Source organism: Pseudomonas sp. CGJS7 (assembly GCF_036961695.1).
The window spans coordinates 1-15,315 of the sequence record NZ_JBAMDI010000133.1 but is presented as its reverse complement, the minus strand read 5'-3'; the positions used below and the strand labels follow the sequence as shown (position 1 = coordinate 15,315).

Here is a 15,315-nt window from a genome sequence, read left to right as displayed (position 1 = left end):
CCTTGCGGGTGTTTTATTAGCCGCTCTCCCGACGCAAACTCACGCCGGTTTGTCCGCACCCTGGGGTGCAGGCAAAAAAAGCCCACCGATTGACGTAGGTGGGTACCGTTGTTCGAGAGTTTCTAGGCTCCGTGGCCGAGATTGATAGCTGGAAAATCAGCTGTCAACGGGTAAATGCGAACAGCTTGCGAGCCTCACTTCAATGTGTGCCTTGAAGTGAATCTATTGGTTCGAACTTCGTGTCGTGAGTGCGCCAGTTTTCACTGGGAAACCCTATCTGCTCTCGTTTCAATTTGGAGTGGCCTGGCTCCGTATCGGTATGCACACGAAGTTGGCTCAATGAAAGGATCTTGCTAAGTACACATTTATGGTGGATGTGGCGCTGTAGAAGTCATTCATCGTTTCCAGGTTCTGCTGGGTGCCCACCACGTACCGAACTTGTCATAACGAGTTCTGCGTCACGCCACGACAAACTTCGTGTAGACACTTCCTTGCGCGACGGAGTATTTAGCGCAAAGCCCGGCAACGAACCCGCCGGCGTGTCGCATCAGCAGCGACGCACGACCGCTATAACGGTCTGGACTACATGGAGCAGTGCAAATGGACTTGCCATCGATCGCTTCGCCGCTGCCCGTGATGCTCCGGGACGGGCCACATAAGCAAATCGAACCCTCTCATCGCATCTATGCACCTGAAGCGCTGGCGCTTCGGGTACCTGTGTTCGTTCACTGACCGCCGAAAACATCTTCCCCCACTGATTTTGGGAAATAGCCATGTTCACAAGGATTCGTCGCATGACGCCCACTCTTGAATCAGGTCGCAATGTGCGAACAAAGAGTTGGATTCGACACGTTGCCTGGCTGGGTCTGCTTTTAAGCAGCGCCTACGCGAGTGCGCAAGAGGGCGAGGTTCAGATCAAGTGGCAGATCACTGCGCCAACCGGTCAAGCCACCCCCTACAACACGCAAGCGGAAGCGGCTGAGGGGATCAAGGCGCTACCGTCTCCCAGTCAACTGCCTCCAGGGGCTCCTAACCCGTACCCGCATATCGACGCCATCAAGGGCGCTCCCACCGTTACCGATGACGGGAAAACCAACATCACTTATTGGATGGGGTTGACGGCGCCATTGGATCCGGATTGGCAATACGACACCGGGTTTGGGAGTGGAATGCTCTATCCAACTGAGCAGCAATCGGTTGCTGAGGCGGAGGCGTTCTACAACGACCTAAATCCATCCTGTCCAGCCACGGCGAAGGCGACACCGGACAACGCGTGGACGCCGCCCGATCCATCTTACGCAGGGATGATGGAGTCCCGTAACTACACCGTTTTGCACTTCAGTGGCGACAACACTGCGCAACACCCATGCGTGAAGGATCAACAGGGCACGGCGGAGCTGACGCGCATGCGTCGCATGCAATGCCCTAAACCTTATACCAACTGGAAGAACGAATATGGGGCTTGCGCGGGCGAGGACTTCACGGCAACCGTCACCACGAATCAAATAATCGAAAAGTGCGATGAAGTCGGAAATCCCTGCAACGTTAAGACCGGAGAAAAGATCGAGCATCAAACCGACTTCGATCTGGGCTGGATTGCTCTGGGGCGAAGCTACCATTCGATCATCGGCGCATTCTCTGGCGGCTTCGGTGTCGGCTGGACTCATTCGCTGGACCTTCGACTGAGCATCTCTCCCAACACGCTTAGCTTGAGCGGTGGCGCAGGCTATCAGGCGCGTTTCAAGAAGGTCGGGAGCGCCTATTTTGCTGCCGATGACAGCGGCGATCGGGTGATTGCATCGGGTGCGCAGTGGGTATTGCACCGAGAAGGCGATGTTCTCACGTTCAATAGCAAGGGTCGTCTGGTGGAGCAGCGTGCTGAAGACGGCACTGCACTTGTATACACCTATGACTCATCCGGTCGTCTGGATAAAGTCACGCATTCAACCGGCCGCTCTTTGCAGTTCCTTTACGCCGATAGTTCTGGGGACGCGTTGATCACCTCGATCACGTCCGCAGGGAGCACGCTGGCTAGCTACACCTACACGGCTGGCCGGCAAGTCGAGACGGTTACCTTTCCCGGCAATAGCTTTCGTAAGTACCACTACGAAGACGCCCGTTTCCCGCGTCACCTGACCGGTGTGACCATCGAAGGAAACATCCGCTACAGCACCTTCGCCTACGATAACAAGGGCCGAGTGACGTCCAGTCAGCACGAGGGCGGAAAAGACGGCGTCACCCTGAGCTATCTTCCGCAGGGCGGCACGCTGGTAACCGATTCGCTGGGTCACCAAACTACGTATGGGCTCACGGCGCGAACCGGCGCATTGCCGGCTCGCGTGAGTACATGGATCGACCCGCGCGGCACGGCGGGGCGAACCTATAACAGTGAGAGCGGCGACTTCCGGGGTCGACCCGCCAGTGATACCGACCGCAGGAACGCCAGAACCGAGTACACCTACGCGGAAGCCAACGACTCGGTCACCGGCGCACCCGCGCGCACCGTGACCACCACCGAAGCCATCGGCACCCCGCAACAGCGCGTCAGCCTGCAACGCCACGACATCGCCAGCAATCGCCCGATCTTCTCGGCCATCGCCAACCGCGAAACCCGCATCGTCCGCAACGCGCGCCTGCAACCCAGCTCGATCACCGTGCGCGATGCGATCACCGGCGAAACCCGCGGTACCAACTTCGCTTACTGTGAAGCCGCGGACGTCGCCGCTGCCAACAGCAACTGCCCGATCCTCGGCCTGCCCAAGTTCATCGATGGTCCGCGCTCCGACGTAAGCGATTTGACCCGCTTCGAGTACTTCTCCAGCGACGACAGCACCTGCGCCACCCAGCCCGCGTTGTGCACCTTCCGCAAGGGCGATCTGCGCAAGACCATCAACGCGCAGAACCGCGCCACTGAAGTGCTGGGCTACGACCCACACGGTCGTCCGCTATCGATCCTCGATGCCAACGGTGTGGTTACCGACTACGAATACAACGCGCGCGGCTGGCTCACCGCCACCAAGATCCGCGGCGCCGACAACGCCGTGGAAACCGACGACCGCATCACCCGGGTCGAACACTGGCCGACCGGATTGGTCAAAAAGATCACCCTGCCGGGCAACGTCGCCACCAGCTACACCTACGACGCGGCCCAGCGCCTGACCGACATCACCGACAACGCCGGCAACTTCATCCACTACACCTTGGATCTGGCCGGCAACCGCAAGCAGGAAGACACCAAGACCGCCAGCGGCACACTCAAGCAAACCCTGTCGCGGGTGTTCAACGTCCTGGGCCAGTTGGAAACGCTCAAGGACGCCTCGCAGAACCCCACTGGCTTCCGCTACGACAAGAACGGAAATCAGGACCGGACCACCGACGCGTTGCTGCGCAACACCGATCAGACCTACGACCCGCTCAACCGTCTCATCACCACGATGCAAGACGTGGGCGGTCTGAACGTCGAGACCAATCTGGAATACAACGCGTTCGACCAGATCAGCAAGGTCAAAGATCCCAAGCGCCTCGACACCGTCTACCTGCACAATGGCTTTGGCGACCGCACCAAGCTGACCAGCCCGGACACCGGCGTTACCGACTACACCTACAACGCCGGCGGCTTGCTCGCGACCAAGAAGGACGCCAACGACGCCGTCGCGCATCGCTACACCTACGACGAACTCAACCGTCCGAAGGCGATCTTCTACACCGCCGCCGGCCCGGCCGATGTCGAATACGACTACGACACCGTCAACGCGGAATGCGCGGCTGGCGAAACCTTCGCAGTAGGCCGTGTCACCGCCATGCGCGCGGACGGCACCGAGCTGAAGTACTGCTACGACCGCTTCGGCCAAGTCGTGCGCAAGCTGCAGATCGTTGCAGGCAAGAGCTTCCTGCTGCGCTACGGCTACACCACCGCCGGCCACTTGCGGACGGTGACGTATCCCAATGGCAGCGTCGTCGACTACGTTCGCGATACCCAGGCGCGGATCAAGGAAATCGGCGTCAAACCGCCGGGCCTCGCTCGCGTCGTGCTGTTGAGCAACGCTACCTACGAACCGTTCGGCCCGGTCACCGGTTGGACCTACGGCAACGGCCGCACCCTGAGCCGTAGCTACGACCTCGACTATCGCCCGAAGACCGTGTTCGACCCGGCCAGCGGCGGCCTGTCGCTGGGCTATGGCTACAACACCGTTGGCGACTTGGTCGAGCTCAAGGATGGCCAAAACACCGCGACCCAAGCCAAGTACGACTACGACCCGCTGGGTCGCCTGACCGTGACCCGCGACGGCGCGAGCAACACTGCGCTCGAAACCTACGGCTACGACAAGACCGGCAATCGGACCAGCCTGCTGCACACAGGAATCACAGACACCTATAACTACGCAGCGACCAACCATCGCCTGAGCGGCGTCGGCCCGGTCAGTCGTGGCTACGACGCGGTCGGCAACACCACCAGCATCGGCGGCACCGCTAAGGAGTTCGTCTACAACGCCAACGACCGGATGAAGCAGGTCAAGCTGGGTGGCGTGGTGAAGATGGGCTATCGCTACAACGCCATCGGCGAGCGGGTGGCTGCGATCAATGCCGATACCGGGCCAGTTACGACCTACACGCTGTATGACGAAGGCGGGCAGTGGATTGGCGATTACGACAGCACTGGGGCGGCGATTCAGCAGGCGATCTGGATGGACGATACGCCGGCCGGGCTGTTGGTCGGAGCGGGGGCGGACCCGTCATTGAAGTATGTCCAGCCGGATCACCTGGGTACGCCGCGTGCTGTGATTGACTCGGTGCGCAACGTCGCTATCTGGGCGTGGGATACCAAGAGCGAGGTGTTTGGCAACAACGCGCCGAACCAAGATCCGGATCTGGACGGCGCTGCGTTTGTATTCAATATGCGGTTCCCAGGTCAGCGGCATGACCCTAATACCGGATTGAACTACAACTATTTCCGAGACTACGATTCCGCTGCGGGGCGATACATTCAAAGCGATCCGATTGGGCAAGAAGGCGGCATCAGTACCTATGGATATGTTGCAGGACGGCCTCTATCGCTAACGGATCCGCGTGGATTGGAGTTGCCTTTCTCTGGAAATAATGGAGGGCACAAGGTCTCATGGGAGACGCCTAAGAGCAGTGGCCCCGGGTACGTTATTGCTGTCGGGGCTGCTGTTGGGGTCACAGCGATTGTTGGTGCACGAGTAGCGCTGTGGTCTTTTGCAAATCCGATTACGGCACGTGCTGTTGTGAGTGGAGCGGCAGAGGCTGTCGCGGGGACCTCTCTTGGTGGGGGCGCCGCCTACCAAGTGTGTAAAAACACTGCGCAACTTCCCTTGGCGCCACTAATAAGCCCGTTCCAAGTTAACTTCTCGCAACGCACGGTTAGTTCTAATGTGATTAAGTATACGGAGGATATGGCCGCAGGCCTATGGAACTGGTCGGGCTCCAACGCACTTCGTGTCATGGAGCGAGAGGGGAGATGGGTTTCATTTGACAATCGGAGACTGCTGGCGGCACAAAAGGCAGGGGTGGATGCTATCCCGGTCGAGGTTGTAAGTGGCGCGAAATGGGAAGCGGAGTTCCAAAAGCGTTTTGCAGATCCACGAAACTTGAGAAATGGTGGCGCCGTCCCTAACGGTGGACTTTCTCAGCAGCCAATTACTATGCCCAGGAAACCCTAATGAGCGTTTTAGTCAAATATTGGCAAGAGGAAAGAATTCCCATATTAAATGGAATTATTTTTCCAGATGGAGCAGTTTGGCCGGTTCATCCTGTGGATGCCCCTCGGGATTCACCCTTGCGTCTTCGCATACGTGAAGACGAACAGGCTACTCTTGGCGATGATACGGAGTGGACTAGTTGCAGCCCATTAATGGAGGCTGCAAATATTGACCTCGGACTTAAGGCGGTTGTTGGTGAGTGTGGCATGGGTGGTGATGGCTATGTTGCGCTACTTGAAAATCTTGGAAACCGAATTCGCTGGATAGCATTTTTCGATTTCTCTAATCCGTTTGAACATGTTTCGCTTGAGGTGAATCAGGTTGTGGCAAAAAATAATCTTGGTGAATCATGGATAATTCCGATTGAGGCCAAAGGAGTGATAGAGGTGCGCTCCTGACAGCTTTGAGCTTGTGAAGCGGATTTAAATTTGAAGTGTCATGGTTTTCGATCCTATTGGGTTTGGGAGGTTCTGCTCACTAAGTATGCGTTTGCGCGCGCTAGAGTTCAGGAGGTACACCATTAGTGATGCGGTAGGCAGAACGCGAGGTCGAAGAGTGCCAAGGGAATAGTTGATGAGCAAGTTGCTAAATTTCCCCGCTGGGCCCGCCGGTCGCCTCGAAGGCGCGATCCGCTTGTTCGACGGTGGTGATCGATCTCTAGCTCTTTACTTGGAGTTCAAGGAGATTGCGCAACAGGGCGTGGCGGAAGCCTGGTTCTATTTGGCTTGCATGTACGAAGATGGATCGAACGGGCAGTTGCGCGATCTGGAGAAAGCGCTTCATTGTTACGAAAATGCGATTAATGAGATTGGGCTTGTGGAGGCGATGCTGGGCGCAGCTCGAATCTACTATTCCAGAGGGCAGGCAGGCAGGCGAGCCGAGTGCCTATCGAACGGCATTCGGCTACTACCAAAGGGTCGCCGATGGTAACGATCATCTCGTGGCGCAATTGATGCTCGGCCGTCTCTATCATTTCGGGCTGGGCGTACAGCGCGATCTGGAGAAGGCTAGGCACTGGTACGGTAAGGCGATGGCTCAGGGAAGCATCTACGCATTTATTTTCGTCTCGTTCTTAGAGCGTCAGGACGGTAGGTGGTTTAAAGGGGTGGGTCTTCGGATTCGATCGATCTTCCTGGCAGCTGCGGTCTATTCGAAAGACAAGGCCGATATAAGGTTGAGAAGAAGTTAGCCGTGGAGCGTTCCTCAAAAAAAGGCGGGAGGGTGATCCCGAATGCTGTGGGCGCCTGGCTGGCTTTTTATCTTCAGAGAACGGGTGGCAAAATGCACCGAGTTACTTTGGTTGTGCTGCTACTGCTGTTTTTTTTAGGCGCTCATGCCGTTGAGCATAAGCACGAGGTGGTGCCGGAAAAGAACGCAGAGTTCAAAATGCCAAAGAGCGAGGAGATCAAAGATCTCAAACGCAAAGCGCTTGCAGGCGGGAAGGTGGAGGCTTTGAGGTTGGCCGCCTGGTATATGAAGTTCCCAGAAGGCTCGAATAGCTTCGAATTTTGGTCTTTGATCGCTGCGGAGAACGGCAGCGATGTTGGGCAATACAATGTCGCGATGCTGTACTTGAGAAAACCCGATGCGGACATATGGGGCGCCAGGGCAAGGTACTGGCTCGGCAAGGCGGCGAAGCAGGGGAACGTAGATGCCGCTCGCGAAATTGCGCGCTCGAAGAATGAGTCCTCTCGTTAATGGATGTCGGGCCGAGGAAGTTGGCGGCCATGGCGAAGTGCGGAGCTGCCTTTCTGCTGGCATTCCTCGCCTTCTTGATCGGCAAAAAAGAGGGCGGTTTCTGGCATTGGGTGTTCGCGAAAGAAGCGGTGGCGCGCTCGAGGAATAGATGCATGGCCGCTTTTTTGATAAACGACGCCTATAAGCGTGGGTTTTATCACGACGTTCTAGAGGCTTACGCTTTGTTCAAAGATACTGTTGATGTATTCGATGCGAAGGGTGACTTCAGAGGGACGATTGCTCATTCAAGAGAGCTGACTCGATGCAGTGGTAGGCAGTGACCGCGCGGTCATAAGGCGCAGCGCGAGTGCGGAAATCGCCATCTCGTCCGTTAGGTGTTTGCCCGGCTGGTGATTGGTTCGGTATGGATCGATGTCAGTCTTGATTTGGCTGAATTAAGGTTGCAGGGGTAGTGGCGTCTTTCGCGCGAAGGCGCGTGCGGCGTTTTACATTTCTTCAAGGCTACGCGTTTGTTCGGCACTACCCCGAGTCGCCGCAACGGACTACGATCCTCCTTGGATTGCAATCAGTCGCGATCGGGAGATTCGAGGCATGACATGGTTCGCAGCTTCCGCTTTATTTGAAGGCCGCCACACCGGAAAGAACGCAGATGCGAACTTATGGCAAGAGTCGATCTACCTGATTCAAGACATCTCGTCATCTGAGGCGGAGCTGGCTGCGCGCAGAATCGCCATTTCCAACGAACACTCGTATCGGAATTCTGATGGTGAAGAAATAAAGTGGGTATTCGTAAGGCTGGAGCGAATTTGTGAGTTGCAGGTGGATGCGATCGGCAGCGGTACGGAAGTGTTTTCGAGATTCCTTACAGCGTCGGAGGTTGCCAGTCTTTCCCGTAGGTTTTGATGAATCGCCCAGGTTTCAGCCAGGGTTTTGGCCTGAAGAACAAGAGCGTCCCAAGCTTTCGCTGGCATGAAAGTCGCCTCATCTGAACAGTCGAGTGGGAACGATGGTGATATATCCGGTGCATTTCATCGTCCAAGGAAGAGATGTTTGGCTTGGATGGCGGTCAACCGATGAGCAGAAAGAGGCCTTGTTCAAGTGGCTGGGGGTGTTGGTGTCAGCCAACACGAAGGCATCCCTTCTTGAACAATGCTCGGCGGCGCAGGATGGGCTGAGCTTCGATGAGCCCGTGGTATTCGATCTCGACCGCTTGTTGACGGCGCTGGTCGCAAGAAAGGCTGTTTGCGCCGATGACGTGATCAACTGCTGGAACATGCTGATCGACGTCCGAGCGAGTTTTGGGCCGGGTCTCGGCATGTCGTTCGACCTTGGCGAGCAGTCGTTCAAAGACAGCTACGACCATTTTTTCGCGTCGGCATCGGGTGGGGAGATGATCGACTTCGGTGTATACGAGATCGGCGATTCGGATGTGGACATCGCGGTGGAAATCGTTTCGAACGGTATGGCGATGTTGTTGGAAATCGCCAAAGGTCAGGCGGGGCATCGGTCTGATTTCGGGCGCTGACATTGTTTTCAGCGCGATCTTCCGATTTCGCGGCACGACACGGTGCGCCGTCGATTGCGACTGGTCGCGATCGGGCAGCGTCGGGATTGGACCGTCAGGATGGAAGACGCCGCCACGATAGCCTGGAGATCGATGAATGAAGAAAGTATTCCTTGCTGCATTCGGAATTGTTTTGGTGCTGGGTGTGGTCTGGCGGATTCTGTCGCCTTTGCGCCACGGCGAGTTTTCAGAAAAGCCTGTTTACGCAACGCTTCAGGGCTTGGAGTTCGAGCGACGCGATGATCGCGCTGCCGTTGTTCCGGAAACGCGTCATGGGCGCTTAGTGGCAGGAGTGCTGGATAGAAACGGGCGACGGGTTTGGATGGCTTTAGGCGTGACTCGCGGGGATGGAGGCATTTATGCAATTCCCGATGGGGGCGAGGCCAGCGTAGAGTGCGAGACGGTGCAGTTGCTGGTCGGGCGCTATGACGTGGCTGCCGATGTGGAGAGTCGGTTGAAATCAGCGTGTATTCGTTCGTCCTTAGCAGGTCGACATTGACTGGCTTCTCGATCCTTGCGCTAAGGACGTTGTTCGTCCTGGAAGGGAATGTCGCTGTGAATAGCGCTATACGCGTTGCAGGGGTGCTCGGCTGGCTCGCGCTAGCGAGCGCGTGTGCGGTGAACGATTCTCCTGCTCTGCCGAAAGCGGGGAGGCAGGTGGTGCTTAGCGATGTTTATGGCATCTGTGCCATGAGGGCAGACGAATTGATGCAGGACATCGGTCGAAGAGGCATCGATTCGGATTTCGGAACTCTGCGTACGGACTCGGCCAAGGTGTCGTACGAAGTAGGGTATGGGCCTCAGGTGGACCATGCACGGGGAAGGCGAACTGAATTGCCTGCGCTTACTCGCGGCGAGGTCACGATCTATCTATGGGAGGATCCGGACGTTTCGGCTTTCGTGGTAGTAGGGTTGCGCGAAAGGAAGCGTCCGAGCCAGACGCCAGTTGAAATTTGGCTCTCCTTCGAGAGGTCGGATAGCAACTCCAAAGCGCTTGCGGAGTCTTTGGCCGCCACGACAGCGAACTGCCAATAGTTCCGGAATAAGTGCCTTGAGAGTTGTCTGAAAACCTCCGGCAGCAGGTCCCTTCTTTTCGCGATCAACTCTGGCCCGCATGCGGCCTTCTGCCGGTCTAAGGCGCGGATTCGAACGGCCGAGAGCCGTTGTGCGGCGTCGGCCGCAATGTCGGCGTCGAGCAACCAGAACAAAAAACGCCGCGATAATCGCGGCGTTTTCATGGGCGATAGTTCGCACCTATTCGGTGCGGTCACTCAAGCATCAATCGAACGCCGCCGCATACCCCGTATTAACAATCCGGCTCTGCAACGCATCAGCAATCTTCAAATTACCAGCCACAATCTGCCGCGGCGCCAACCCCCGATTATCCATCGGCCCAGTCGAGCGCCCCTTGAAGTCGCTGACCTTGCCGCCAGCCTCGCGCACCATCAGCACGCCCGCCGCCACATCCCACGGCTTCAACCCGGCTTCGAAGTAAGCATCGGCACGCCCGCAAGCCACATACGCCAGATCCAGCGCAGCCGAACCCGTACGGCGCACGTCCTCAGCATCGACCAGCAAATTGTCCAGGCACTTCAGGTGAGCGCTGGCCCGAGCCCGCTCGCGCGGCGGGAACCCGGTGATCAGCATCGCCCCGGTCAGATCCTTACGATCCGCCACGCGCACGCGCTTCTCGTTGAGCTGCGTACCGCTACCGCGGCTGGTGGTGAACAAATCATTGCGCAGCGGATCGAAGATCACGCCATGGGTCGGTTCGCCGTTCTCGCACAGGGCAATGGACACGCAGAAGTGCGGAATGCCGTGCAGGTAGTTGCTGGTGCCGTCGAGCGGGTCGATCACCCAGGTGTAGCGCGATTGGCCGAGCGGGCCGTGTTCTTCGCCGAGGATGGCGTAGTCCGGGGTGGCGCGGCGGAATTCCTTGATGATTTCGGCTTCGGCTAGGCGGTCGACTTCGCTGGCGTAGTCCATGCGGTCCTTCTCGACGACGTTGAGCGCGTCCACGCGGTGCATGTGGCGCAACAGGACGTTGCCTGCGGCTCGGGCGGCCTTGACCATGAGGGTGACGGCGGGTTTCTGCATGGCTTGCGGCCTCGAACGGATGAGGTGGGGAAGGACTGTCGGGGATAAAGAGCGGGCCGGCGCCTGTGGCCGGGGCGGGGAGTTTACCATTTGCGCATGAACCACGATCCCCGCCATGAACCGCCGGGCGCGCAGGCGCCCAATTCCGCCAACCCCGCCAGCCCGGCCGACGCGCCCGAACCCGGCCCGGCCGCCACCCCCGATCCGGCCGCCGCCCACTTGCGGGTGGTCCTGGTCGGCACCCAGCACCCCGGCAATATCGGCTCGGCCGCGCGGGCGATGAAGACCATGGGCCTGTCGCGGCTGGTCCTGGTCGCGCCGGAAAAGCCGCTGGACCGGGACGCCTACGCCCTGGCCGCGGGCGCCGACGACGTGCTCGAGGCCGCGGTGGTGCTGCCCGATCTGGCCGCGGCGGTCGCCGATTGCCACTTCGTCCTGGGCTGCACCGCGCGCAGCCGGCGGATCGCGCTGGAGGAGCTGGCCCCGCGCGAGGCCGCCGCGCGCGCCGATGCCCGCGCCCGGGGCGGCAGCCAGGTGGCGCTGGTGTTCGGTCGCGAGCGCACCGGCCTGGACAACGAGGAATTGCAGCTCTGCCACGCCGCCGTGCACATCCCGGCCAATCCCGAGTACAGCTCCTTGAATCTGGCCGCGGCGGTGCAGGTGCTCAGTTATGAGCTGCGCATGGCCGCGCTGGCCGCCAACGCCGCCGGCGGCGCGTTCGAACGGCGCGACCCGCCGGCCTCGCACGCGCAACTGGAAGGCTTCTTCGGCCAGTTGGGCGAGGCCTTGGACGCGATCGACTTCCACAAGGGCCGCGCGCCCGAGTCGGCCATGCGCAAGCTGCGCCGGCTGTTTCTGCGCGCGGACCTGGATGAGCGCGAGATCCGTTTGCTGCGCGGGGTGTTGGCCGACGTGGAGCGGATGGCGATGTTGGCCGGGCAGCGGCGCTGAGCGCGTCCACCCGGATTGACGCCGGGTGCGCGTCCGGGCCGGCTAGGGGAAACAGGGACGGTATCGGCAAGGCCGCGGTTTCGATTACGCTGCGCGGGCAATCCGATCAGGTGAACACAGTCAGGTGAGCACAGTTGATCGCTAACGCACGGGGTTTGGGTTGGCTGTTCGGGCTTGTCCTGCTGGGGGCATGCGGCCCGGCTGCGGCTTTGCACGACGGTCACGACCAGCATCCCCACGCCGAGGCCGGCGACGCCCACGTGTTGGTGCTGGGCCGGATCAGCGACGACCCCAAGGCCCACTACGAGCAGCTCAAGCCGCTGCTGGACTATGTGGTCCCGCGCATGGCCGATGTCGGCATCCGCGAAGGCCGGATCCTGATGGCCAAGGACGCCCAGCAGATGGGCAGCTACCTGCGCCGCGGCCGGGTCGATTGGGTCAGCGAGACCGCCGGCACCGCGATGCTGCTGCACCAGCGCGCCAACGCCAGGCCGATGCTGCTGACCGAGCGCGACGGGGTCAGTCACTATCACACGGTGTTCTTCGCCCGCCGCGACAGCGGGCTGCGTTCGCTGGAGGATCTGAGCGGGCACAACGTCGCCTTTCAGCGGCCGTCCTCGACCAGCGCCTACTTCGTCCCGGCCGCGACCTTGCTCGAGCACGGCCTGCGCCTGGAAATCCTGCTGTCGCCGACCGACCGGATCAACCGCGGCGGGGTCGGCTATCTGTTCGCGCGCTCGGAACTGAACATCTCGACCTGGGTGCACAAGCGCCTGGTCGACGCCGGGGTGATGAGCAATCTGGACTGGCGCAATCCGCGCCGGGTGCCCGATGCGTTCCGCCGCGATCTGGTCGAGATCGGCCGCAGCCCCGAGTACCCGCGCGCGGTGGAAGTGGTGCGCAACGATCTGGACCCCAAGGTCGCCGCGCGCTTGCGCGAGGTGCTGATCGACGCCGCCGGCGATCCCGATGCCGGCGAGGCCTTGCTGCGGTTCTTCAAGACCACCCGGTTCATGCCGATCGATCCGGCCTCGCAACAGGCCCTGGACCGGATCGGCACGGGCGTGGCGCGGGTGCGGGCGGAGGTCGAATGAGACTGCGCGCCGGCTTGCAGGCCAAGTTCCTGTCGATCATGGGCGTCGCCTTCCTGGTGGTGGCGGTGCTGATCCTGCTGCTGTTGCAGCGGCAGGAGCGGATCCAGAGCGAAGTGGTCGACGTCAGCCGCGATGCGATGCGCGACAGCTTCGTCGAAAGCCTGCGCCGCCATGGCGAGGGCGAGGTGGCGCAACTGGCCGGCTCGTTGACCAACCCGGTCTATTACTTCGACCTGGACGCGATCGGCGAAATCAGCCGCGCGGCGATGACCAACCCCGGCGTGCGCTACGTGGTGGTCTACGACCTGGAAGGCAACATCGTCCACGACGGCAGCGAGGAGATTCCCAGCTACGGCAAGCGCATGGACGATCCGATGGCCGCGCGCATCGTCGCCGCGCGGGCCATGGACACCCAGTGGGGCGAGAACACCTTCGACGTGTCCGCGCCGATCAAGATCGGCCAGCAGCGGCTGGGCGGGGTGCGGGTGGGCTACGACCTCAAGGCCATGCGCACGTACCAGGACAGCGCTTTGGACAAGCTGCGCCAGCGCCTGGAAGCGCTGGGCCGGCTGCAATTGCTGTGGGTGGGCTTGCTCAGCATCGGCCTGCTGGCGCTGGGCGCGCTGATGGTGTGGCTGATCCAGAGCTGGCTGGTCAAACCGATCCGCGAGCTGGCCGACGCCGCGCGCGCGATCGAGGACGGCCAATTCGGCCAGTTCGATCACGTTCCCGCCGCCGGCCGCCACAACGACGAAGTCGGCGATTTGATGCGCGCCTTCGGCAAGATGAGCCAGAGCCTGGCCCGGCACGACCGCGATATCCGCCGCATGGCCTATACCGATGCCCTGACCGGGCTGGCCAACCGGCTGGCGTTCCGCGAAGCGCTGGATCAACGCCTGCTGCATCTGCGCGGCGACGGCGGTCAGCTGGCGCTGCTGTTCGCCGACATCGACGATTTCAAGCGGGTCAACGACACCCTGGGCCACGACGCCGGCGATGAAGTGCTGTTGCAGTTCGCCCAGCGGATCGAGGAAACCGTGCGCCGGATCGGCGGCGAGCGCGCCTTGCTCGCGCGCTTCGGCGGCGACGAGTTCGTGATCCTGGTCGAGGGCAGCCGCGAGCGCAACGGCGAGGCGCGGACCATGGCCACTCATCTGGCCGAGGTGCTGGTGGCCGAACTCGGGCAGCCGATCGTGGTGCACGAGCGGCAGGTGTTTCTGGGGACGTCGATCGGCGTGACCCTGTATCCGGAGGACGCCTCCGGCGCGACCGCGCTGATGAAGAACGGCGACATCGCCATGTATCAGGCCAAGGTCGCCGGCAAGAATTGTTTCCGCTTCTACAGTCGGGCGATGGATCAGGCGGTGGAGCGGCGCGTGCACCTGGAACACGAGTTGCGCGGCGCCTGGGATCGCGGCGAGTTGAGTCTGGTGTATCAGCCGGTGTTCCGCTTGGGCGACGGCGCGATGGTCGGCGCCGAGGCGCTGTTGCGGTGGAAGCATCCGGAGCAGGGCTTGATCGCGCCGTCGGTGTTCATCGACGTGGCCGAGCAGAGCGGCCTGATCGAAACCCTGGGCCCGCAGGTGTTGCGCGCGGCCTGCGAGGACGCGGTGAACTGGCACGACGCGCGTCCGGGCGCTCCGGCGCTGTTCGTTTCGGTCAACGTCTCGCCGCGTCAGTTGCGCACTGGCGATCTGCCTAATGTGGTCGCCGCCTGCCTGCACGAGACCGGTTTGCCGGCCGAGCATCTGCATCTGGAGCTGACCGAGACGGCGGTGATCGGCGACGAAACCCACGCCAGCAATTTGTTGTCGCGTCTGCGCGCCAGCGGCGTGAAGGTGTGGCTGGACGATTTCGGCACCGGCTTCTCCGGCTTGAGCCATCTGCGTCGGGTGCCGGTGGACGGGGTCAAGATCGACCGCAGCTTCGTCGCCGACGTGCTGCGCGACCCGGACGACCTGGCGCTGACCACGGCGATCATCGCGATGGCGCATTCGCTGGGGATCATCGTGGTCGCCGAAGGCGTGGAGAAAGAAGGGCAGTACGCGGTGCTGCGCGAGCGCGGCTGCGATCTGGCGCAGGGGTACTGGTTGGGGCATCCGGTGAATGCGCAGGAGTTTTTGACGTTGTTGCCTTAGTCGCGGCGGAGGGTTGCCGTGGCTGCGGACGGGGGCGTCGTCAGCGTGGTGGC

The 15,315-nt window shown here is 60.7% G+C and carries 13 protein-coding genes; 12 read left to right on the top strand and 1 reads right to left on the bottom strand.

What is annotated here, in order from left to right; translation table 11 throughout:
• Positions 1-794 precede the first annotated feature (794 nt).
• The 9 genes from V7787_RS43895 to V7787_RS43855 all read left to right on the top strand — a co-directional run bounded on the left by V7787_RS43895 (position 795) and on the right by V7787_RS43855 (position 9,481).
• Positions 795-5,681 carry an RHS repeat-associated core domain-containing protein gene (locus V7787_RS43895; protein WP_336093953.1) on the top strand — a complete coding sequence of 1,629 codons (4,887 nt, stop codon included), beginning with the start codon at positions 795-797 and terminating at the stop codon, positions 5,679-5,681.
• Complete coding sequence (locus V7787_RS43890; protein ID WP_336093952.1) at positions 5,681-6,118, top strand: hypothetical protein; 438 nt, start codon at positions 5,681-5,683, stop codon at positions 6,116-6,118. The genes V7787_RS43895 and V7787_RS43890 overlap by 1 nt, the downstream gene beginning before the upstream one ends.
• A 175-nt stretch (positions 6,119-6,293) precedes the next feature.
• A complete protein-coding gene (locus V7787_RS43885) occupies positions 6,294-6,650 on the top strand; it encodes a hypothetical protein (protein ID WP_336093951.1) in 357 nt (118 codons plus the stop codon).
• A 10-nt stretch (positions 6,651-6,660) separates the two neighbouring features.
• On the top strand, positions 6,661-6,909 hold the full coding sequence (locus V7787_RS43880; protein ID WP_336093948.1) for an SEL1-like repeat protein: 249 nt from the start codon (positions 6,661-6,663) through the stop codon (positions 6,907-6,909).
• Between the two features lie 2 nt (positions 6,910-6,911).
• Complete coding sequence (locus V7787_RS43875) at positions 6,912-7,418, top strand: hypothetical protein (RefSeq protein WP_336093946.1); 507 nt, start codon at positions 6,912-6,914, stop codon at positions 7,416-7,418.
• A complete protein-coding gene (locus V7787_RS43870) occupies positions 7,418-7,738 on the top strand; it encodes a hypothetical protein (RefSeq protein ID WP_336093944.1) in 321 nt (106 codons plus the stop codon). The genes V7787_RS43875 and V7787_RS43870 overlap by 1 nt, the downstream gene beginning before the upstream one ends.
• 271 nt (positions 7,739-8,009) lie before the next feature.
• Positions 8,010-8,321 (top strand): DUF4288 domain-containing protein, encoded by a 312-nt coding sequence (locus V7787_RS43865; RefSeq protein WP_336093942.1) that lies wholly within the window; start codon positions 8,010-8,012, stop codon positions 8,319-8,321.
• 118 nt (positions 8,322-8,439) lie between these two features.
• Positions 8,440-8,943 (top strand): hypothetical protein, encoded by a 504-nt coding sequence (locus V7787_RS43860; RefSeq protein ID WP_336093940.1) that lies wholly within the window; start codon positions 8,440-8,442, stop codon positions 8,941-8,943.
• A gap of 136 nt (positions 8,944-9,079) precedes the next feature.
• Positions 9,080-9,481 carry a hypothetical protein gene (locus V7787_RS43855; RefSeq protein ID WP_336093938.1) on the top strand — a complete coding sequence of 134 codons (402 nt, stop codon included), beginning with the start codon at positions 9,080-9,082 and terminating at the stop codon, positions 9,479-9,481.
• 779 nt (positions 9,482-10,260) lie between these two features.
• On the opposite strand, the gene V7787_RS43850 is transcribed toward V7787_RS43855, so the two are convergent.
• Entirely contained in the window at positions 10,261-11,079 is an 819-nt protein-coding gene (locus tag V7787_RS43850) for an inositol monophosphatase family protein (protein WP_336093936.1), read from the bottom strand.
• A 96-nt stretch (positions 11,080-11,175) separates the two neighbouring features.
• Here V7787_RS43850 and V7787_RS43845 point away from each other — a divergent pair, with 96 nt between their 5' ends.
• The 3 genes from V7787_RS43845 (at position 11,176) to V7787_RS43835 (ending at position 15,262) form a co-directional block, all read left to right on the top strand.
• Positions 11,176-12,030, top strand: a complete 855-nt coding sequence (locus tag V7787_RS43845; protein ID WP_336093934.1) for an RNA methyltransferase — start codon at positions 11,176-11,178, stop codon at positions 12,028-12,030.
• A 134-nt stretch (positions 12,031-12,164) separates the two neighbouring features.
• Positions 12,165-13,124, top strand: coding sequence for a phosphate/phosphite/phosphonate ABC transporter substrate-binding protein (locus V7787_RS43840; protein ID WP_336093933.1), 960 nt, complete (start codon positions 12,165-12,167; stop codon positions 13,122-13,124).
• Complete coding sequence (locus tag V7787_RS43835) at positions 13,121-15,262, top strand: putative bifunctional diguanylate cyclase/phosphodiesterase (protein ID WP_336093931.1); 2,142 nt, start codon at positions 13,121-13,123, stop codon at positions 15,260-15,262. The genes V7787_RS43840 and V7787_RS43835 overlap by 4 nt, the downstream gene beginning before the upstream one ends.
• Positions 15,263-15,315 lie beyond the last annotated feature (53 nt).

Bases quoted from the DNA above. Each gene is read 5' to 3' on its own strand.
- V7787_RS43895 (WP_336093953.1), top strand. From the start codon at position 795: ATGACGCCCACTCTTGAATCAGGTCGCAATGTGCGAACAAAGAGTTGG.
- V7787_RS43890 (WP_336093952.1), top strand. From the start codon at position 5,681: ATGAGCGTTTTAGTCAAATATTGGCAAGAGGAAAGAATTCCCATATTA.
- V7787_RS43885 (WP_336093951.1), top strand. From the start codon at position 6,294: ATGAGCAAGTTGCTAAATTTCCCCGCTGGGCCCGCCGGTCGCCTCGAA.
- V7787_RS43870 (WP_336093944.1), top strand. From the start codon at position 7,418: ATGGATGTCGGGCCGAGGAAGTTGGCGGCCATGGCGAAGTGCGGAGCT.
- V7787_RS43865 (WP_336093942.1), top strand. From the start codon at position 8,010: ATGACATGGTTCGCAGCTTCCGCTTTATTTGAAGGCCGCCACACCGGA.
- V7787_RS43855 (WP_336093938.1), top strand. From the start codon at position 9,080: ATGAAGAAAGTATTCCTTGCTGCATTCGGAATTGTTTTGGTGCTGGGT.
- V7787_RS43850 (WP_336093936.1), bottom strand. From the start codon at position 11,079: ATGCAGAAACCCGCCGTCACCCTCATGGTCAAGGCCGCCCGAGCCGCA.
- V7787_RS43845 (WP_336093934.1), top strand. From the start codon at position 11,176: ATGAACCACGATCCCCGCCATGAACCGCCGGGCGCGCAGGCGCCCAAT.
- V7787_RS43835 (WP_336093931.1), top strand. From the start codon at position 13,121: ATGAGACTGCGCGCCGGCTTGCAGGCCAAGTTCCTGTCGATCATGGGC.